At 60.1% G+C, this 20,462-nt stretch carries 18 protein-coding genes; 10 read left to right on the top strand and 8 right to left on the bottom strand.

Annotated features, from left to right (window positions below; all coding sequences use genetic code 11):
• Positions 1-9 precede the first annotated feature (9 nt).
• Positions 10-519 (bottom strand): peptide-methionine (S)-S-oxide reductase MsrA, encoded by a 510-nt coding sequence (msrA, locus tag ACR0AC_RS20545; protein ID WP_480875784.1) that lies wholly within the window; start codon positions 517-519, stop codon positions 10-12.
• On the bottom strand, positions 519-965 hold the full coding sequence (gene msrB, locus ACR0AC_RS20540; RefSeq protein WP_170453280.1) for a peptide-methionine (R)-S-oxide reductase MsrB: 447 nt from the start codon (positions 963-965) through the stop codon (positions 519-521). The genes msrA and msrB overlap by 1 nt, the downstream gene beginning before the upstream one ends.
• 144 nt (positions 966-1,109) lie before the next feature.
• Here msrB and ACR0AC_RS20535 point away from each other — a divergent pair, with 144 nt between their 5' ends.
• The 3 genes from ACR0AC_RS20535 to ACR0AC_RS20525 all read left to right on the top strand — a co-directional run bounded on the left by ACR0AC_RS20535 (position 1,110) and on the right by ACR0AC_RS20525 (position 3,352).
• Complete coding sequence (locus tag ACR0AC_RS20535; RefSeq protein WP_480875780.1) at positions 1,110-1,631, top strand: glutathione peroxidase; 522 nt, start codon at positions 1,110-1,112, stop codon at positions 1,629-1,631.
• A 172-nt stretch (positions 1,632-1,803) separates the two neighbouring features.
• Positions 1,804-3,000: a BCCT family transporter gene (locus ACR0AC_RS20530; protein ID WP_170521370.1), complete on the top strand. Its 1,197-nt coding sequence runs from the start codon at positions 1,804-1,806 to the stop codon at positions 2,998-3,000.
• 34 nt (positions 3,001-3,034) lie between these two features.
• Positions 3,035-3,352, top strand: coding sequence for a hypothetical protein (locus ACR0AC_RS20525; RefSeq protein WP_480875778.1), 318 nt, complete (start codon positions 3,035-3,037; stop codon positions 3,350-3,352).
• A 50-nt stretch (positions 3,353-3,402) separates the two neighbouring features.
• Here the strand turns inward: ACR0AC_RS20525 and ACR0AC_RS20520 are convergent, their stop codons facing one another.
• The 3 genes from ACR0AC_RS20520 to ade form a co-directional block, all read right to left on the bottom strand.
• The gene (locus ACR0AC_RS20520) at positions 3,403-3,690 is read right to left on the bottom strand and encodes an HU family DNA-binding protein (protein WP_170453278.1); all 288 of its coding nucleotides are present in this window, start codon (positions 3,688-3,690) and stop codon (positions 3,403-3,405) included.
• 130 nt (positions 3,691-3,820) lie between these two features.
• Positions 3,821-5,281 carry an AMP nucleosidase gene (locus ACR0AC_RS20515; RefSeq protein ID WP_170453277.1) on the bottom strand — a complete coding sequence of 487 codons (1,461 nt, stop codon included), beginning with the start codon at positions 5,279-5,281 and terminating at the stop codon, positions 3,821-3,823.
• Positions 5,278-7,080: an adenine deaminase gene (gene ade / locus ACR0AC_RS20510; RefSeq protein ID WP_170453276.1), complete on the bottom strand. Its 1,803-nt coding sequence runs from the start codon at positions 7,078-7,080 to the stop codon at positions 5,278-5,280. The genes ACR0AC_RS20515 and ade overlap by 4 nt, the downstream gene beginning before the upstream one ends.
• 350 nt (positions 7,081-7,430) lie before the next feature.
• Between ade and ACR0AC_RS20505 the strand changes: the two genes are divergently transcribed.
• Positions 7,431-8,186 (top strand): class II aldolase and adducin N-terminal domain-containing protein, encoded by a 756-nt coding sequence (locus ACR0AC_RS20505; RefSeq protein ID WP_170453275.1) that lies wholly within the window; start codon positions 7,431-7,433, stop codon positions 8,184-8,186.
• A gap of 81 nt (positions 8,187-8,267) precedes the next feature.
• A complete protein-coding gene (locus ACR0AC_RS20500; protein ID WP_480875771.1) occupies positions 8,268-9,260 on the top strand; it encodes a sterol desaturase family protein in 993 nt (330 codons plus the stop codon).
• Between the two features lie 6 nt (positions 9,261-9,266).
• Here the strand turns inward: ACR0AC_RS20500 and ACR0AC_RS20495 are convergent, their stop codons facing one another.
• Positions 9,267-10,220 carry a GlxA family transcriptional regulator gene (locus tag ACR0AC_RS20495; protein WP_480875767.1) on the bottom strand — a complete coding sequence of 318 codons (954 nt, stop codon included), beginning with the start codon at positions 10,218-10,220 and terminating at the stop codon, positions 9,267-9,269.
• 77 nt (positions 10,221-10,297) lie between these two features.
• On the opposite strand from ACR0AC_RS20495, the gene ACR0AC_RS20490 reads away from it, so the two are divergent.
• The 3 genes from ACR0AC_RS20490 to ACR0AC_RS20480 are packed head-to-tail and all read left to right on the top strand — an operon-like array spanning position 10,298 to position 14,246.
• Positions 10,298-11,458: an acyl-CoA dehydrogenase family protein gene (locus tag ACR0AC_RS20490; RefSeq protein ID WP_170521368.1), complete on the top strand. Its 1,161-nt coding sequence runs from the start codon at positions 10,298-10,300 to the stop codon at positions 11,456-11,458.
• Entirely contained in the window at positions 11,455-13,470 is a 2,016-nt protein-coding gene (locus ACR0AC_RS20485) for an acetate--CoA ligase family protein (RefSeq protein WP_480875765.1), read from the top strand. Before ACR0AC_RS20490 ends, ACR0AC_RS20485 begins: the two co-directional genes overlap by 4 nt.
• Positions 13,467-14,246, top strand: a complete 780-nt coding sequence (locus tag ACR0AC_RS20480) for a carnitinyl-CoA dehydratase (RefSeq protein ID WP_480875763.1) — start codon at positions 13,467-13,469, stop codon at positions 14,244-14,246. Before ACR0AC_RS20485 ends, ACR0AC_RS20480 begins: the two co-directional genes overlap by 4 nt.
• A 67-nt stretch (positions 14,247-14,313) precedes the next feature.
• Here ACR0AC_RS20480 and ACR0AC_RS20475 read toward each other — a convergent pair whose 3' ends face one another.
• Positions 14,314-14,946 (bottom strand): class I SAM-dependent methyltransferase, encoded by a 633-nt coding sequence (locus ACR0AC_RS20475; protein WP_170453270.1) that lies wholly within the window; start codon positions 14,944-14,946, stop codon positions 14,314-14,316.
• Positions 14,947-15,034: 88 nt separating this feature from the next.
• Here ACR0AC_RS20475 and ACR0AC_RS20470 point away from each other — a divergent pair, with 88 nt between their 5' ends.
• A complete protein-coding gene (locus ACR0AC_RS20470) occupies positions 15,035-15,880 on the top strand; it encodes an SDR family oxidoreductase (protein WP_480875759.1) in 846 nt (281 codons plus the stop codon).
• Here ACR0AC_RS20470 and ACR0AC_RS20465 read toward each other — a convergent pair.
• A complete protein-coding gene (locus ACR0AC_RS20465) occupies positions 15,874-17,490 on the bottom strand; it encodes a GMC family oxidoreductase (RefSeq protein ID WP_480780860.1) in 1,617 nt (538 codons plus the stop codon). The genes ACR0AC_RS20470 and ACR0AC_RS20465 overlap by 7 nt on opposite strands.
• Positions 17,491-17,904: 414 nt before the next feature.
• Here ACR0AC_RS20465 and katG point away from each other — a divergent pair, with 414 nt between their 5' ends.
• Positions 17,905-20,106, top strand: a complete 2,202-nt coding sequence (gene katG / locus ACR0AC_RS20460; RefSeq protein ID WP_170453267.1) for a catalase/peroxidase HPI — start codon at positions 17,905-17,907, stop codon at positions 20,104-20,106.
• Positions 20,107-20,462: the final 356 nt, after the last annotated feature.

Here is a 20,462-nt window from a genome sequence, read left to right as displayed (position 1 = left end):
GGGGCACCGTTATTCAGCCGCGTCGCGTTTGGGTAGGACCCAGTCCTTGCGCGGGAAATGGCAGGTGTAGCCATGCGGGATGCGGACCAGATAGTCCTGATGTTCCGGCTCGGCTTCCCAGAAATCGCCGACCGGTTCGACCTCGGTCACGACCTTGCCGGGCCACAGGCCGCTGGCGTTCACATCGGCAATCGTGTCCAGCGCGACCTGTTTCTGGCCGTCATCCACATAGTAGATGGCCGAGCGATAGCTCATCCCGCGGTCATTGCCCTGCCGGTTTGGTGTGGTCGGGTCGTGGATCTGAAAGAAAAACTCCAGAAGCTCACGATAGGTGATTTGCGTCGGATCGAACCAGATCTCGATCCCTTCGGCATGGGTGCCGTGGTTGCGATAGGTGGCGTTGGGCACATCGCCGCCGGTATAACCGACCCGGGTGCGGGATACGCCGGGCAGTTTGCGGATCAGGTCCTGCATGCCCCAAAAGCAACCTCCGGCCAGAACGGCGCGTTGTTCGGTCATCAGATATCCTCCACATGAATCAGGTATTCGCCATAGCCTTCGTCTTCCATCTCGTCGCGATGGACGAACCGCAGCGAGGCGGAATTGATGCAGTATCGTAGCCCACCATGTTCACGAGGGCCATCGGGGAACACATGCCCCAAATGGCTGTCGCCATGTTTCGAGCGGACCTCGGTCCGGATCATGCCGTGGGTGGTGTCGCGAAACTCTTCCACATGCTCGTGGATGATCGGCTTGGTGAAGCTGGGCCAGCCACAACCGGATTCGTATTTATGGGTCGAGGCGAACAAAGGCTCGCCCGATACGATGTCCACATAGATGCCGGGTTCTTTGTTTCCCAGATACTTGCCGGTTCCCGGGCGCTCGGTGCCGTTGCGCTGGGTTACATGGAATTCTTCGGGGGAAAGAGCGGCAATGGCCTCGGGGTCTTTGGTATAACGGGTCATGGCGTCTCCGGGTCTTGTTTCTTTGAGCCAATATTTGGGGTGCGGGGCCGCGAATGCAAAGGCATATTTCAACCGCCTCTCGGCTTCGTGCAAGTGATCTGCCGGTCGGTTTCAAGCGTATTATTTACAAAAGGAGGACAGCCCATGCTCAGATTACTGCTTTTGACCGCATTGATTCTGGTGGGGCGGTCCGTTCAGGCGGCCCCGCTAACGGGCGAGTTTGCGTCGATTGATGGCGGCACTTTGTCCATCGAGGATTGGCGCGGGCAGCCCGTGTTGGTGGTCAACACCGCGTCGCAATGCGGATTCACCGGCCAATATGCCGCCTTGCAGGACGTGCACGAGGCGTATTCGCCGCGCGGTCTGGTGGTGCTGGCCGTTCCGTCCGATTCCTTCAATCAGGAGCTGGGTTCCGCAGATGAGGTCAAACAGTTCTGCGAGATGAATTATGGTCTGACCCTGCCAATGACCGATATCACACCGGTCACGGGCGGGGATGCGCATCCGTTTTACAAGGCTGTGGCCCAGCAGACGGGCTTTGTGCCCAATTGGAACTTCAACAAGATCCTGATCGATCCTGAGGGCGAAGTTGCCGCCACCTACGGGTCGAATGTCAGGCCGGATTCGCGCAAATTGCTGACCAGGGTCGAAGGCATGTTGCGCTGAACGCCTCGGCCCTGAACCTTCCAGACTTAAGCTGCGTTTTCTGATCCCAAAGTGGGATCAGATCGGCTAATACTTGGCCGTAACGATCATTTCGTCCATTTTTGTTGATTGACCAGCCAATTAAACATACAAAGGTGCGATCTGACCAAATAAGGGAGGTGTGTCAGTGCTACTGGAGTACATTCTATCTTTCGGCGTCCTGCTGGCCCTGGGCCTGGTCGCTTTCTTCGTGGTGAAATGGTGGAACCTGCGCTGTGTCGGCGTCACCCCCGTCCACCTGTTCACCTTTATCGCGATCCTGTTCACGTCCGGGCTGGACGTTGGCCTGATCATGTTCCCCCTGACCGAGTTCGGCGGCTATGCTGAAGAGCCGGCCTACGCCTTCGCCAACCCGTTGGCGATCGAGTTCGGGTTCTGGGGCTTCCTGATCTGGGCGTTCTACTTCCTGACGGCTTTCTATTTCTGCGTGATCGAACCACGTGTGAAGTTCTTTGAGATCCCGCTGGTCAAACTGATCAACAACGTGGTGATCATCGGTACCTGTGCCTTCACCGCCAGCCTGTTCCTGATCTATCTGCCCGGCTACATCCCCGAAATCGGCGATGGTCAATCCGTGGTGACGACCTTCTATGTCATTGTATTCGTGGTTATTCTGGCGGCGGCCTATTCGTCGACCGACCTGAAATATGTGCGGATCCTGTCGGTGGGCTCGACCTTCCTGTTCCTGTCGCTGATCATCGGCATGTGGATTGCAGGCGGCATGGGCCTGACCGGGTTCTTTGAAACCGGCAGCAATATCGGCGCGTATTTTGCCAACATCCACAAGTTCGTTCTGCCGCTGACCGACTATCACGCCTTCTACCTGTTCTGGTGGTTTGCATGGTCAATCATGATCGGCCAGTTCACCTCGCGCTTTGTCGGTGGTCTGACCACATGGCAGTTGCTGGCGGCGCTGCTGATCTTCCCGTCGATCCCGCTGGGGATCTGGTTCACCGTTCTCTACTACTACCACCTGAACGGCATCGACACGGCGGGCATCACCAATATCGCCATGGTGATCGTGGGCGTGACCTTCGTGATCAACTCGCTGGACTCGCTGATCCGCCTGTACACGGACAACCTGAACATGACGGTCGAACGGTTCGGCAAGCTGCCTTACGTGGCCGGCAACGTTGCCATGCTGTTCATCTTGACCCTGCTGTTCCAAAGCCAGTGGCTGCAGATCCAGTGGATCGGCGCGGTTGTGGTCGGCCTCTATCTGGCTTGCGTGGTCTATATCCTGATCACCAAGCGCAAAGAGGTGCTGAGCATCGATTCAATGCCCGAAGGCCGCGATCTGGACTTCCACAAGGTTGAGACGGTTCACTGATCCAAACCACACGAAGCCAATAGCGGGCGCCTCGATGGGCGCCCGTTTTCTTTCCCCGGGCTTGGAAGCCCGCGGCTGCGCGCTATCCTTCTCTCCGGGAAATCGGGAAAGCTTTGTAATGTTGGAAGAAAACAGAAAAGATCTGGATGCAGAGAAGCAGAAGAAAACTCTGTTGCGTCTGATTGAGGTGCTCAGCGCATCTGATCCCGATCTCTACTACCGACCCACCAGTGACATTGCGGCCTATCTGGAGAAATACATCCGTAAAAACGCACGCCTAACAGCAGAAGAGCGTGCCCTGATGGAAAGTCTCAGCCGTCGCGACCTGGAGGTTCTGCTGAGCCTCCATTGAAAAAGGGCCCCCAAACGGCGGCCCTTCGTCATTGTCCGTAAAGACTGAAATCAGCCGTTCACGCTGTCTTTCAGTGCCTTCGCGATGGTCATTTTGACCACCTTGTCGGCTTCTTTCTTGAACTGCTCGCCGGTGGCGGGGTTGCGCACCATGCGCTCGGGGCGTTCGCGGCAGTAGATTTTGCCAACGCCGGGCAGGGTGACGGCACCGCCAGCCGAAACTTCGCGGGTGATCAGGCCGGTGATGGCCTCCAGCGCGGAGTTTGCGGATTTCTTGTCGGTTCCCATTTCCTCAGCGAGAGCAGCAACCAGCTGAGTCTTTGTCATAGGCTTTGCCATTTCTTGGTCTCCTTAACGTGCCCGATAAATAGGGCCTCACCGCGTAACTGTAACGGGATATTGTGGGCGAACACAACGAATAGTAGCGCTGAAACCCCTAAAAATATGGGGATTTCGTTGCTTTTTTGCGTCACAGGAAGGCTGTTTCGTCGAAAGACCGCAATTTCCGGCTGTGCAAACGCTCTAGCGGCATACCGCGCAGGTGTTCCATCGCTCGTATTCCAATCGCCAGATGGCGGCTGACCTGCGTCGTATAGAAGGACGAGGCCATGCCGGGAAGCTTCAATTCCCCATGCAGCGGCTTATCCGACACACATAGCAAAGTGCCGTAGGGCACCCGGAATCGATAGCCATTTGCGGCGATTGTGGCGCTTTCCATATCCAGCGCAATCGCGCGGGATTGGCTGAGCCGCTGCACCGGGCCGGATTGATCGCGCAGTTCCCAATTGCGGTTATCGACCGAGGCAACTGTTCCGGTGCGCATGATCCGCTTCAGCTCATACCCTTCAAGCTTGGTAACCTCGGCCACGCCATGTTCCAACGCCACCTGAATCTCGGCCAATGGCGGGATCGGAACCCAGACGGGCAGGTCATCGTCCAGCACCTTGTCTTCGCGCAGATAGGCATGGGCCAGAACAAAATCCCCCAGCGCCTGCGTGTTACGCAGACCGGCGCAGTGCCCGACCATCAGCCAGGCATGGGGGCGCAGAACAGCGATATGATCGGTCGCGGTTTTGGCATTCGACGGGCCAACCCCAATGTTGACCAACGTGATCCCCGAGCCATCAGCCCGTTTCAGGTGATAGGTCGGCATCTGCGGCAGTTTCAAAGGCTGCTCCAGCGTCGCGTCCGCGGTCGTGATCTCGACATTCCCGGTCGAGACAAAGCTGGTATAGCCGCTGTTCGGATCAGCCAGTTGTTCGCGCGCGTAATTCTCGAACTCCGAAACGTAGAACTGGTAGTTGGTGAACAGAACGTGGTTCTGGAAATGGCTGGGGTCGGTGGCTGTGTAATGCGACAGGCGCGCCAGCGAATAATCCACGCGCTGCGCAGTGAACAGGGCCAGCGGGCCGACCTCATCATGGTCATGCACGCCGTTGACGATGTCGTCATTGGTGGTGGTAAGATCCGGCACGTCGAACACGTCGCGCAGGGTGAACCCGGCCGCGCCCTGATGCGGAACCACCAGATCGGGGTTGTTGGCCACTGCGAAATGCACCGGGATCGGGGTGTCCGATGCGCCGATGGTCACCGGCTGGTCGTGGTTCTTGATCAGCAAAGCGATCTGTTGCGTCAGGTAGGACCGGAACAGATCAGGCCGCGTCACGGTTGTTGCGTGGATGCCGGGCTCGGACACGTGACCAAAGCTCAGCCGGCTGTCGACCTGTGCGTAAGAGGACGTCTTGATACGAATTTCCGGGTAATATGCTCTGAATCGTTCAGACGGCGCGCCGCTTTGCAGGGCCGAGGCAAAGCTGTCGCACAGAAACTCTGTGGCTTGCTTATACAGCAGCTCCAGCCGCGCGACGGCGGCGTCCGGGTCGGTGAATTGTTCCGGTTTTGGTGCGTCAGGTGTTTTTATTGTTGTCATGCCAGTGGTTCCAGAAGGTCTATCTTTTCAAATGTCCGCACATCCACCAGCCCCAGGTCGGATATCCTGAGTTCCGGGATCACGACCAGCGCCAGAAGCGAGTGCTGCATATACGCGTTGTTCAGTTGGCATCCGCAGGCCTTCATCGCCTCGACCATCTGTTCCGCCTTCGCCGCGACCTGCGTGGCGGGGCTGTCGGACATCAAACCGGCAATGGGCAGTTCGACCAGCGCAATCTCTTGCCCGTCGCGGAACAGGGTGATCCCGCCGCCAACTTCGGCCAGACGGTTTGCGGCAAGGGCCATCTGATCGCGGTCGGTGCCCACGACGATCATATGGTGGCTGTCATGCGCCACGGTCGAGGCCATGGCCATTTTCCCCTGATAGCCAAAGCCCGAGACAAAGGCGTTTGTCACGCCGCCCGTGGCGCGGTGCCGTTCCACCAATGCAATCTGGCAGACATCGCCTTCACCCTCGACCAGCCCACCGATGATCGGCAGCTCTGCCTTCAGCGCTTTGGTCGGGGCCTGATTCTCGACAACGCCGATGACGTTGGCCTGAACCCTGTTCGCGCCCGCAGGCGGTTTGATTTCGAAATCGCCTGAGGTCAGGTTATGCCCCAAATGCACCGTGTTGCGTGCCTTGTCGGGCCAGTTCAGATGTGGGCAGTCCACGGTGATGACGCCGTTCTCGGCCACAACGTTCCCCCGGGCGATCACCGTCTCAATCGGCAGCGTGCTAAGGTCGGAACTGAGGATAATGTCGGCCCGCCGCCCGGGCGTGGCCGAGCCGATCTCACGCTCCAGCCCGAAATGGCTGGCGGTGTTGATCGTGGCCATTTGCAGCGCCACCAGCGGATCGCAGCCGCAGGCAATCGCGTGGCGCACAACCCGGTTCATGTGGCCTTCATTGACCAGCGTGCCCGAGTGGCAGTCATCCGTGCACAGAATGAAATTGCGCGGGTCCAGCCCCTTTTCAGTGATGGCAGTGATCTGGCTTTCCACGTCATACCAGGCCGAGCCCAGGCGCATCATCGACCGCATCCCCTGTCGCACGCGCGCAATCGCGTCAGCCTCGCAGGTGCCTTCGTGGTCATCCGCTGGCCCACCTGCGACGTAGGCTGCAAAATCAGGCCCTAAATCAGGCGATGCATAATGCCCGCCCACCGTTTTCCCGGCGCGCTGGGTGGCCGCTATTTCGGCCAGCATCTTTGGATCACCGTGGATGACACCGGGGAAATTCATCATCTCGCCCAGCCCGATGATCCCCGGCCAGTTCATTGCTTCCGACACATCCTCGGGCGTGATCTCATAGCCGGTCGTTTCCAATCCGGGGGCCGAGGGCGCGCAAGAGGGCATCTGGGTGAAGATATTCACCGGTTGCAGCAGCGCCTCGTCATGCATCATGCGCACACCGTCCAGACCCAGCACATTGGCAATCTCATGCGGATCAGTGAACATCGAGGTTGTGCCATGCGGGATCACGGCCCGCGCAAATTCGGCCGGGGTCAGCATGCCGGATTCGATATGCATATGACCGTCACACAGACCGGGCAGGATATAGCGCCCCTGCGCCTCGATGATCTGGGTGTCGGGGCCAATGCAGTGCCCGGCGTCAGGTCCGACAAAGGCAATCCGCCCCTCGGCAATGGCGACGGAATGTTCCGGCAACAGCTCGCGGCTGTGCACATTCACCCAGATGCCACCGCGAATGACCGTATCTGCCGCCTCGCGACCGGCTGCTACGGCAATCAAACGAGGGGCGACATCGGGCCAGCTTGGGAAAGGTGAGTATTCCATGGCTCAACTTTCCCGAATGCGCGGTCAGGTGCAACCCCGGTAATCCCGTATCATGAAATCATCATATGGCACGGCCGCAGCGCGCCAGCGCTGCCCGGCCCAACCAGAGAAGCTGCCCCGCAAGGGGCCGCGACGATGGGCGGGAGGTCCCCCGCCCCGATCTTGCGCCGACCTCAATTGGCGCAAACGTCCATAGATGTGCGAACCGAACCTGAACGCAATAGGGGTGAATCGAACCAACATAACTCTGGCATAAGTTCTACTAATGGAACGGGGGAAAATTATTTGTTGGTCAAACACCCCGGCGCAAGGCAGGCTTTGCCAAGATCAGCCGCCAAAGGAGCGTTTCCATGAGTGTCGCCAATCTTCGCCCCAATATCGACCACTGGTCCGAGCGTGTCGATATGGCCGCAACTTTCCGCTGGACCGAGCGTCTGAACATGCACGAGGCCGTGGCCAACCATTTCAGCCTGGCGGTGAATGACGACGGCACGCAGTTCCTGATGAACCCCAATCAGATGCATTTCAGCCGAATCCGCGCCTCGGACCTGTTGTTGCTGGATGCCAATGACCCCAAGGTGATGAGCCTGCCCGGCGCGCCGGACCCGACCGCCTGGGGCCTGCACGGCTCGATCCACCGCCATTGCGCCCATGCCCGCTGCGTGATGCATGTGCATTCGATCTTCGCCACGGTTCTGGCCTCGCTGGCCGACAGCAATCTTCCTCCGATCGATCAGAACACCGCCACGTTCTACAACCGCTATGTCATTGACGAGGAATTCGGCGGGCTGGCGTTTGACAGCGAAGGGGAACGCTGCGCCTCGATGCTGTCGGACCCGAAGAAAAAGGTCATGATCATGGGCAACCACGGTGTTCTGATCATCGGCAGCGACCCTGCGGACACGTTCAACCGGCTGTTTTATTTCGAACGCGCTGCCGAAACCTATATTCGCGCGCTGCAAACCGGCCAGCCCCTGCGCGTACTGTCCGATGAGATCGCCGAAAAGACCGCGCAGGAACTGGATGACTATCCCGGTCAGGCCGAGGCGCATCTGCGCGAGATCAAAGCGGTTCTGGACGCCGAAGGCTCGGACTACGCAACCTGATCAAGGCGTCAGCCCGCCCAACCCGATCCCCGCTGGCGGCAGGACCGGGTGTGAAAACCAGCGCGACAAAGGAAAGCTGACATGTCGGACAACGCACCGATGCAGGACATGAGCAAAGAGTGGAACTATCACCCGGATTTGCCGCTTCGGAACCCATCCATTTTCCAGTGGCCGCCGCGCCCGGCCTTCCTGCTGGGCTGGGTGGCCAGAAACTGGCTGACGCTCAGCGAGCGGGTATTGATGCTGGCCCTCGCGGTCGCGCTGTGGGCGTTCTTTTATCCGTCGCTTGAGACCGCGCAAACATTTGCCTTTGGTTGGATATTTCAGATCTGGCTGGTGAACTTCGCAATGATCTTCGCGGTGGCTGGCGGGCTGCACTGGTATTTCTATATCCGCAAGTCGCAAGGCAAGAAGCTGAAGTTTGAACGTCGAGAGCAGGGCAGAAATAACGCGCTGTGGAGCTTCAGCGATCAGGTCAAGGACAACATGTTCTGGTCTCTGGGGTCAGGCGTATTGCAATTGACCGGGTTTCAGGTGGTGACGATGTGGCTGATGGCCAACGGATATGTGCCGGTCATCACCTTCGCCGAAAACCCGGTCTGGTTTGTGCTGTGGCTGATCCTGATCCCCATGTGGTCGGCCTTTCATTTCTATTGGGTGCACCGGCTGCTGCATCAGCCGTTTCTGTATAAGAAGGTCCACAGCCTGCACCACCGGAACGTCAATATCGGCCCATGGTCCGGCCTGTCGATGCACCCGGTCGAGCATTTCTTTTACCTGACGACGCTCTGCATCCACTGGATCGTGCCCTCGCACCCCATTCATCTGTATTTCCACATTGTGTTTCAGGGCGCCGGAGCCGCGATGAGCCATACGGGCTATGAAAGGCTGCTGATCAAAGACAAAAAACGTCTGGCGCTGGGCACGTTTTATCACCAGCTGCACCACCGCTACTACGAATGTAACTATGGCAATCAGGAAATGCCGTGGGACCGTTGGTTCGGGACGTTCCATGACGGATCCCCCGAAGCAACCGCCGACACGCGGGCCCGGAAAAAGCGGATGTTTGGATGACCGAACTTACCCCCGTGTCTGCGACAGACGCAGCGCGCGGGGGGTGATGGTGAACTCGGCCTTGAATGCCCGTGTCAGCGCGCTGGGGTCGTCATACCCGGCGCGCAGGGCGATCTCACCTATGGTCAAATCCGTCTCGGCCACCAGCTTGCGGGCAAGATTCAGCCGCAGACGCCGATAGACCTGCGCGGGCCCGGCCCCCAACTCGGCCTGCATCCGCACCGACAGCGCCTTTTGCGACCGGCCCACCCGGCTGGCAATTTCGGAGATCGGCAACGGGCGTTCCAGATGTTCCTGCATCAGGGCCAAAGCCTTGTTGACATAGCCGCTGGTCGCACCCGCGCCGCCCTCATGCGACCGGGCGGAATCGCGGGTCATGAACAAGTGCGCCACTTCCAGCGCCAGTGCCTGCCCCTGATCCCGGCCGATCAGGTGCAGAACCAGATCAAAGGCGGCCATCGCGCCGGAGCAGGTGATGCGGTTGCGGTCGATCACGTATCTCTCGCGCACGGTGTCGATGTCGGGAAACCGTTCGGTGAAGCCTGTCAACTCCTCCCAATGAATCGTCGCGCGGTGCCCGTCCAACAAGCCCGCCAAAGCCAACAGCCAGCTTCCGGTGTCCAGCCCGGCCAGCGTGTCATAGCGTTCGGCCGCAGACCGAAGCCCAGCCTGTGTCTGCCAGTTGCCATGGGTGCGAAACCCATAAGACGGCATCACCATCAGGGTGTCGCCGTTGGCGGTTTGCAACGGGCCATGAGGTGCCACCTGCAGGCCCGAGGATGAGGTTACCGGCCCCGAGGTCAGCGACAGAAACCGCCACTGATACAGATTGCGCCCCGACAGCGTATTGGCGGCCCTCAACGGCTCGACCGTGTTGGCCAGACAATGGTTCGAGAATCCCTCGAACAGAAGCACACCGATTTGCTGCGGTGCAGAGGGGGATTTAGTCCATTTCTGCATGATAAACGTCTATTCCCGCACGAGGTGTTTCTCAACCCCGGTCACGATACGCGCACGACCAGATGTGGAGAATTCAGATGCAATATGGCCTGTCCGACGAACAGGAGATGATCGCCTCGACCGTGCGCAGCTTTGTCGAGAACGAGATTTACCCGCATGAAGAGCTGGTCGAACGCACCGGCGAAGTCCCGCATGAGATTGCGGAAGAAATCAAGCGCAAGACCATCGAGTTGGGCTTTTACGCCTGCAACTTTCCCGAAAGCGTCGGATGCGCCGGTCTGAACCATCTGGAATTTGCGCTTGTCGAACGTGAACTGGGGCGCGGTTCGATGGCGTTGAACCATTTCTTCGGACGTCCTCAGAACATTCTGATGGCCTGCGAAGGCGAGCAGGTCGAGCGTTACCTGATGCCCGCCGTTCGCGGTGAGCGGATGGATGCGCTGGCGATGACCGAACCCGGTGCAGGCTCGGATGTGCGGGGCATGAAATGCGCCGCCGTGCGCGATGGCGGGGACTGGGTGGTCAATGGCACCAAACACTTCATCTCGGGGGCCGAGCACGCCGATTTCATCATCGTCTTCATCGCGACGGGTGAGGATCAGACGCCCAAAGGGCCGAAAAAGCGGATCACCGCGTTTCTGGTGGATCGCGGCACGCCGGGGTTCACGATCCGCGATGGGTACAAGTCGGTCAGCCATCGCGGCTACAAGAACATGGTTCTGGATTTCGACGATTGCCGCCTGCCCGACGCGCAGGTTCTGGGCGAGGTTGATGGTGGGTTCGAGGTGATGAACACCTGGCTCTACGCCACGCGCATTACCGTTGCGGCCATGTCCGTGGGACGCGCGCGCCGGGCCTTTGACTACGCGCTGGATTACGCGGCGACGCGCGAACAGTTCGGCCAGAAGATCGGCAAGTTTCAGGGCGTGTCCTTCCAGATCGCCGACATGATCACTGAAATCGATGCGGCGGACCTGCTGACGCTGGCGGCGGCGGACCGGCTGGACAAAGGGCTGCCCGCGAATCGCGAGATTGCGTCAGCCAAGCTTTACGCATCCGAGATGCTGGCGCGGGTAACGGACGCCGCAATACAGGTTCATGGTGGGATGGGCCTGATGGATGACTATCCGCTGGAACGGTTCTGGCGCGATGCACGGGTCGAGCGTATCTGGGACGGCACCAGCGAGATCCAGCGCCATATCATCAGCCGGGACCTGCTGAGGGCGCTGGGCGCATGAGGCCACTCGGGCGTGTCTTGAACCCTGCGTCCATGGCCGTGATCGGCGGCGGGGCCTGGTGCGCGGAAGTGATCAATCAGGCCCGAAAGTTCGGGTTCTCAGGGGATATCTGGCCGGTTCACCCCAAGGCGCAGCAAGTGGCGGGTATGCCCGCCTTTGCCACCATCGAAGACCTGCCCAACCCGCCGGATGTGGCCTTTATCGGTATTAACCGGCACGCGACGATCTCGGCCGTTGCGGCTTTGTCCTCGGCGGGGGCAGGTGGCGCTGTGTGCTTTGCGTCCGGCTTTACCGAGGCGCGGGCCGAGGATGATCAGGGCGCTGATTTGCAGGCGCAGCTGGTTGCGGCAGCGGGGGATATGCCGATCCTCGGGCCCAACTGCTATGGGTTCGTCAACGGGTTGGAGCGCGCGGCAGTCTGGCCGGATCAGCACGGGATGCGCCCTGTGGATCGCGGTGTGGCGATCCTGACCCAAAGCTCGAACATTTCGATCAACATGACGATGCAGCGCCGGGCCCTGCCTTTGGCGTTCATGCTGACCTGTGGGAATCAGGCGCAGACGCATCAGGCGGATGTGGCCTCGACCCTTTTGGACGATGACCGGATCACCGCGATTGGCGTCCATATCGAGGGATTTGGCGATTTGCGGAAATGGGAAGCCTTGGCGCGAAAAGCGCGCGAAAGGGATGTTCCTGTTGTCGCGCTGAAAATGGGCCGCTCGGACCACGCGCAGGCGGCCACGATTTCGCATACGGCGTCGCTGGCGGGTGGGGATGCCGGGGCGCAGGCTTTCCTGGATCGTCTGGGGATCGCCCGGCTGGACGACATCCCGAGCTTTCTGGAATGCCTTAAACTGCTGCATGTCACCGGGCGTTTGGACGGCAACGGGCTGGCCTCGATCAGTTGTTCAGGCGGCGAGGCGAGTTTGGCGGCAGATATGGCCGAAGGGCGTGACCTGCATTTCCCACCGTTGACGGACCGGCAACGCTCGGATCTGCGCGCCGCACTTGGCCCGATGGTGGCGCTGGCCAACCCGTTGGACTACCACACTTATATCTGGCGGGACACGGATGCGATGACGCGCGCATGGTCCGGGATGACCGGGCCGGATAAGGCTCTGACCATGGCGATTGTCGATTATCCGCATACGGATCCGTCGGATTGGGAGTGCGCAACGCAGGCAGCGCTGAACTGTGTGGCGCAGACCGGGCGACCTTTTGCAGTGACTGCGACCCTGCCCGAGTTGATGCCCGAACATGTTGCGCAGTGTCTGTTGGAAGGTGGGGTTGTTCCGTTCTCGGGCCTGCATGAGGCGCTGTCCTCTGTCGAAGCGGCGGCGCGACTGTTGCCGGAACTGTCAGAGCCGGTGCTGTTGCCTGCGGATGCAGCTGCTGATCACGTGCTGACCGAGGCTGAGGCCAAGTCGGCTTTGGCCGCATTTGGCTTGCCCATCCCGCGCAACCGGGTGGTTGCGGTTGAGGACGCGGGGTGCGTGGCCGGTGAACTGGTTGGCCCGTTTGCAGTGAAGGGTGTCGGGCTGGCGCATAAGTCGGAACATGACGCGGTGCGTCTTGGGGTTTCGCCTTGCGATTTGGCCAAGACCGCGAAGTCGATCGGCACCCAGACGGTGTTGATCGAGGAAATGGCGACAGGCGGGGTGGCCGAGCTATTGATCGGGGTCACACGAGACCCGGCGCATGGCTATGTGCTGACCATGGGGGCCGGAGGGGTGCTGACCGAGATTCTGCGCGATACGGTTTCGGTTCTGGTCCCGTCCTCGCGCGCGACGGTTGAGCAGGCGCTGGGCAAACTGGCCTGCGCGCCGCTGCTGGCCGGGTACCGGGGCAAACCGCCTGCCAATATGGACGCAATTCTGGACGCGGTCGAGGCCGTTCAGAACTATGTCATTGCCAATGCCGCGACAGTTGAAGAAGTTGAGATTAACCCGCTGATCTGCACCGCCGAGGGCGCGGTTGCAGTCGATGCGCTGATCCGAAAGGCAAGTTCATGAGTCCGATCAAAACCCGTCGCGACGGTGCCATTCTCGAAGTCATTCTGGACCGGCCCAAGGCCAACGCGATCGATCTGGCCACCAGCCGCATCATGGGCGAGGTGTTTCGCGACTTTCGGGACGATCCGGAACTGCGTGTTGCGATCCTGACCGGGGGCGGCGAGAAGTTCTTTTGCCCTGGTTGGGATCTGAAGGCCGCAGCCGACGGTGATGCGGTGGATGGCGATTACGGCGTTGGCGGTTTCGGCGGGTTGCAGGAACTGCGCGATATGAACAAGCCGGTGATTGCGGCAGTCAATGGCATTGCCTGCGGCGGCGGTCTGGAACTGGCGCTGAGCGCCGACATGATCATCGCCTCGGAAAACGCCAGCTTTGCCCTGCCCGAGATCCGCTCGGGCACTGTGGCTGATGCGGCCAGTGTCAAGCTGCCCAAACGCATTCCCTATCACATCGCGATGGAACTGCTGCTGACAGGGCGTTGGTTCGACCCGGAAGAGGCCCGTCGTTGGGGGCTGGTCAATGAGGTCGTGCCCGCAGATCAGTTGATGGACCGCGCGTGGGAACTTGCCCGGTTGCTGGCCAGCGGCCCACCCCTTGTTTATGCGGCGATCAAGGAGATTGTGCGCGAAGCCGAGGATGCCAAGTTTCAGGACGTGATGAATCGGATCACCAGGCGGCAATTGGCCAGCGTGGATGTGCTGTATGGATCCGAGGACAATCTGGAAGGCGCGCGCGCCTTTGCCGAAAAGCGCGATCCGGTTTGGAAAGGGCGATAGGGGGCTCTGCCCCCGTCGCGGCACGCCGCGACTCCCCCGGGATATTTTTGGCCAGATGAAGGGCGGATCAGCTGCGCTCGAACAACGCGATGAACGCGGTGTCGTCTTTGTTGGGGCCGGCGGCGAGGTCGCCGTAGATGCGGACCTCGGGCAGGGTCAGGTTGCGGATGCGGTCGTGTGCGAGCTGGTGCAGCGCGTCGGCGAACCCCAGTTTTTCGAAATGTCTGGCATTGATCGAGAGCGCAAACTGGGCACCCGGGCGGGCGACGCGCAATAGGGCGGGCAGTACCTCGGGGCCAAGGTGGCCGTGGGTGAAAGTGCCTGAGGATACGATGCCGGAATAGCTGTGGCGCGGCACCGGGATACCGTGGTTCAGGTCGGCTTCGATGGCGTCGCGATAAATGTCCTTGCGCATGGCCTGGTCCAGCATTTCGGCGCTGATATCCGTGGCATCGATGGGGCCGACGCCCAACCCGGCCAGAATCGCACCGCAGAGGCCGGTGCCTGCGCCCACATCCAGCACCGGGCCTTGTCCGAAGGCACTGACAAAGGCGCGGGCGGTGTGGATGTGAAGTTGATAATCCTCACGCGCGGCGAAGCTGTCGTCATAATCGCCCGCCCATTCGGCATAAAGGCGCCTGTTGTCCTCGGGCGAGGTCAGCGCATAGGCGGTGTGCAGGTCGGGTGTTTTCTGGCTCATACCTAAAAGAAAGGCGCATGAGGGGATTCGAATCAAGTGCGTCTATGCGGCGCTTGCATCCCGGACCGGCTCGGATCATCTAGGGGGTATGACACAGACGCTTTTTTCCTTTGGACATGGGTATTCGGCGCAGGCGCTGTCGCGCAGGCTGGCGGCGGACGGGTGGCGCGTGATCGGCACGACACGGGACGAGGCCGGTGCCGATGCAATTCGGGCGTCGGGCGCAGAACCGATGGTCTGGCCCGGTGAAGTGCCGGATCTGGATGGGGTCACGCATGTGTTGATCTCGACCGCGCCAAGCGAGGAGGGCGATCCGGTTCTGATGGCGCTGGGCGACGAGATCGCAGCGCGGGCCGGACAGTTCGAATGGGTCGGTTATCTGTCGACCACTGGAATCTATGGGGATCATCAGGGCGATTGGGTGGATGAAGCCACGCCGCCTGCCCCAACTGCAAAACGGGGCCGGTGGCGATTGCAGGCCGAGCAGCAATGGTCGGCCATTCCCGGCCTGCCCGTTCACATCTTTCGCCTGGCCGGAATCTACGGCCCCGGACGCGGACCGTTTTCCAAACTCAAACGCGGCGGATTGCGGCGGATCATCAAACCTGGGCAGGTGTTTTCGCGGATCCATGTGGATGACATCGCGCAGGTTCTGGCGGCGTCGATCGCCGCGCCCAATCCCGGCGCGGTCTACAATGTCTGCGATGACGAGCCGGTGCCGCCTCAGGACGTGATCGGCTACGCCGCCGAGCTTCAGGGTCTGCCCCTGCCGCCCGCCGTTCCGTACGAAGAGGCGGACCTGACCCCGATGGCGCGCAGTTTTTACAATGAAAACAAGCGCGTGCGGAACAACCGCATCAAGGATGAACTTGGGGTGCGGTTGCTGTACCCCAATTACCGGGTCGGGCTAGAGGCGCTGATGAACGCTTACTGAGCGGCCTTGATCATGTCGGCCGCTTTTTCGGCGATCATAATGGTTGGCGCGTTGGTGTTGCCGGATACCAGCGTCGGCATGATCGAAGCATCGACAACGCGCAGCCCTTGAACCCCACGCACACGCAATTCTGGGTCGACCACGGCCATATCGTCCACGCCCATTTTGCAAGTGCCCACCGGGTGATAGATCGTATCGGCGCGGTCGCGAATATGGCGTTCCCAATCCGCATCCGTTTTGGCCGTTTCGGTCCCGAACATCTCTGAGTGTCGGAATTTGGCCAGCGCGGGGGCGTCCATGATCTGACGCATCATGCGAGCACCCTTGATCAGCGTCTCAAGATCGCGATCGTCAGACAGAAAGTTCGGGTCGATGGCGGGGGCGGCAAAGGGGTCGGCGCTGTGCAAGCCGACAGTTCCGCGGCTTTCGGGTCGCAGTTTGCAGACATGGCAGCTGTAGCCATAGCCGTAATGCAGCTTTCTGGCGTGATCGTCGACCATGGCGATGGCGAAATGCAATTGGATGTCGGGGCGGTCCAGATCGGCTGAGGTTTTCAGGAAACCCGCCCCTTCGGCGAAGGGGGTGGCAGCCATGGACACTCCGGTTTTGCGCCAGCGCCATATGTGGCCCAGAAGGCGGGCGGCGCCGATAAGGCCGATGCCGAAATTGTCGGTGTCCTTGCTGCGATAGGTCAGAATGAAATCCAGATGATCCTGCAGGTTCTTGCCGACACCGGGCAGGTCGTGCCGGACGGGAATCCCGTGCTGGCGCAGCTCGTCCGCCGCACCGATGCCGGACAGTTGCAACAGCTGTGGCGACTGCAGTGCGCCGGCGCACAGAATGACCTCGCGTTTGGCCGAAACCGAGTGGTCAGCGCCCTTTGCTTTTCTCTTGTAGATCACTCCGGTTGCGCGTTTGTCCTGTAAGGTCAGTTCTTTGGCATGAGCATGAGTGATCACGGTCAGATTCGCGCGGTCCATGACCGGATGGACATAGGCGGCTGCGGCGGAACACCTCTCGCCATTCCTGGCGGGGTCGTGAAACTGCGTCACCTGATACAGTCCGACGCCTTCATTGTCGCCGCGGTTGAAGTCCTGAATGCGTCGATGTTGCAGTTGTTCGGCTGCTTCCAAAAAGGCATGTGTGACGGGGCGCGGCTCTTTCTGATGTGACACCTGCAGCGGGCCGCTGTCCCCGTGCATCTCATCCGCGCCCTGTTCGTTGTTCTCGGCCCGTTTGAAATAGGGCAGGACGCTGTCCCAATCCCAGCCGGCGCAGCCTTGCGCGGCCCAGCCGTCATAATCCTGCTTTTGGCCCCGGATATAAAGCATCGCGTTAATTGCGCTGGATCCACCTAGGGCCTTGCCGCGCGGCTGGTACCCTTTGCGGCCATTCAGACCCGGTTGCGGAACTGTTTCAAACGCCCAGTTGCTGATCTTTGGACGCCCCGGCAAAGACGCGACAATTGCGGCGGGCATACGGATGCCGATATGGTCCCCTTTTCCCCCGGCCTCAAGCAGGCAGACCGTTATGTCGGGATCCTCGCTGAGGCGATTGGCCAAGACCGAGCCTGCGGATCCGCCGCCTACAATGACGTAGTCAAATTCCATTTATGTGCCTTTATCAATTGATTGCGCCAACTGGCCAAAGGGTCCGGACAAACGACGCAAGGGAATGGGTCCGACTGTGCCCGACTTACGGGAAAATTCAATCAGCATTTCAACTGTTGACACTAGGTAACTGTGCCCGGCTCACAACCAGGTCAAGTTGGAACCCCGGCGAGCTGCGGCCCACCATAGGAAAAAGCTATCACAACAATCCAAAAACAAAACTTATTCTCATGGCGCGGTTTTGCTATACCGGGCGCGACGCGAGATGGCAGAGATTGAGGTGCACGGTGTCGCAAGGTTCTGTTTTCCAAGACAGGAAATTGAAAACGACATCGGCGACATCTTACTGTGATCTTGTCGCGTAAATTTTGACCGCGCTAAGCCGCAAGACCTGAGCCAGGATTGGAGATCGATATGGACGGAAGTGATAACCCCAAAACAGGTGGATGCCCTGTGATGCATGGCGCGGGGACCCGGTCGAACCGGGACTGGTGGCCAAACCAGGTGAACCTGTCGATCCTTCATCAGCACGCGCCCGCGTCGAACCCGTTGGGTGCGGATTTCAACTATGCCGAAGAGTTCCAGAAGCTGGATATGAAGGCGTTGAAAGAAGACCTCTATGCGCTGATGACAGATTCGCAGGATTGGTGGCCTGCGGATTATGGCCATTACGGTGGTCTGTTCATCCGTATGGCGTGGCACAGCGCCGGGACGTACCGCACGGCGGATGGCCGTGGCGGGGCCTCGACCGGGAACCAGCGCTTTGCGCCGCTCAACAGCTGGCCGGACAATGGCAACCTAGATAAGGCGCGCCGCCTGCTGTGGCCGATCAAGCAGAAATACGGCAACCAGATCTCCTGGGCCGACCTGATGATTCTGGCGGGTAACTGCGCCATTGAATCGATGGGCGGCAAGACTTTTGGTTTCGCCGGTGGCCGCGAAGACATCTGGGCGCCCGAGGAAGACATCTATTGGGGGTCCGAGACCGAATGGCTCGCCCCGACCGACAACCCCAACAGCCGTTATTCGGGCGAGCGTGATCTGGAAAACCCACTGGCTGCCGTGCAGATGGGCCTGATCTACGTGAACCCCGAAGGCCCCGATGGTGAGCCGAACATTCTGGCCTCGGGCCGCGATATCCGCGACACCTTTGGCCGGATGGCGATGAATGACGAGGAAACCGTCGCTCTGGTCGCGGGTGGTCACACCTTTGGCAAGGCGCATGGCGCGGGTGACCCCGATCTGGTCGGCCCTGATCCCGAAGCCGCCCCGATCGAGGACATGGGCTTTGGCTGGATCAACAAGTTCGGTTCAGGCAAGGGTGACGACACCACCACCAGCGGTATCGAGGGCGCGTGGACCGCGAACCCGATCAAATGGGACAATGGCTATTTCGACCTGCTGTTCGGCTATGACTGGAACCTGACCAAAAGCCCCTCGGGCGCGTGGATCTGGGAACCGGTTGGCGTGAAAGAGGAAGACATGGCCCCGGCGGCGCATGATCCGTCGAAAAAGGTCAAGACCATGATGACCACCGCCGACATGGCGATGCGCATGGACCCGATCTATGGCCCGATCTCGAAACGCTTCCATGAAAACCCCGACCAGTTCGCCGATGCCTTCGCCCGCGCCTGGTTCAAGCTGACCCACCGCGATATGGGTCCGCGGTCTGCCTATATCGGCCCGGAAGCCCCGACCGAAGAGCTGTTGTGGCAGGACAACGTTCCCGCTGTGGATCACGACCTGATTGACGATGCGGATGTGGCCGACCTGAAAGCCAAGATTGCGGCAACTGGTCTGTCGGTGTCCGAACTGGTCTCGACCGCATGGGCCTCGGCCTCGACCTTCCGTGGGTCGGACAAGCGCGGCGGTGCCAATGGGGCCCGTATCCGCCTTGCGCCGCAGAAAGACTGGGACGTCAATGAGCCGATGAAACTGTCCAAGGCGCTGGAGGCGCTGGAAGGCGTTCAGGCGGCGTTCAACGGTGCGCAATCCGGTGGCAAGAAAGTTTCGCTGGCGGATATCATCGTTCTGGCCGGTGCTGTTGGTGTCGAACAGGCGGCAAAAGCTGGCGGTCAGGATGTCGAGGTTCCGTTCGCCCCGGGCCGCACCGACGCGACGCAGGAACAGACGGATGTGGACAGCTTCTCAGTGATGGAGCCCATCGCAGACGGGTTCCGCAACTACCAGAAGGCCGACTACACCGTCTCGCCCGAAGAACTGCTGGTCGACCGCGCGCAATTGCTGAACCTGTCCGCGCCCGAGATGACGGTGCTTGTCGGGGGGCTGCGTGTGCTGGGTGCCAATTTCGGCGACAGCAAGCATGGTGTGTTCACCGCTCGCGTGGGAACGCTCAGCAATGACTTCTTCACCAACATTCTGGATATGAGCACGGAATGGAAGCCGTCGGGCAAAGGCGTCTATGAAGGCCGCGACCGTGCCAGCGGTGAGGTCAAGTGGACCGGCACCCGCGTTGATCTGGTCTTCGGCTCGAACTCGCAACTGAGGGCGCTGGCCGAGGTCTATGGTCAGGCCGGTGCCGAGGGCAAATTCGTCTGCGACTTTGTCTCGGCCTGGAACAAGGTGATGAATGCGGACCGCTTCGACCTGAAGTAATTCCGCGTTGATCGCAGGAATAGCGCCGCCCGAGGAGACTCGGGCGGCGTTTTTGTTGGCCCGACTCTCGGGCGCATACCAAGCATTGGGTACGATTCCGCTGAATGGCCATTCCTTGCCGTGTTTTCAGGAATGGAGAAGACCGTTGTTGACGGGATTTTTTAAGCTAACATGTTGTTTTCATTAAGATTGGTAAGTTTCTGCCGAGAAATGTGAAGTTTTTTCAAAATGGGGGTTGCAGGTCCCGGGCCCAATCCGTAAATACCCCTTCACCGGCGCTGCTGAGGCGCTCGGGACGCGGCGGGAGCGGCGGAGACGCATCGGAGAGACGGTGGGCATTCGGAGGTTTTTGATTG

The organism is Ruegeria sp. H7, from assembly GCF_056532945.1.
The sequence above is the reverse complement of the archived record's forward strand: the minus strand, read 5'-3'. Positions and strand labels throughout refer to the sequence as shown.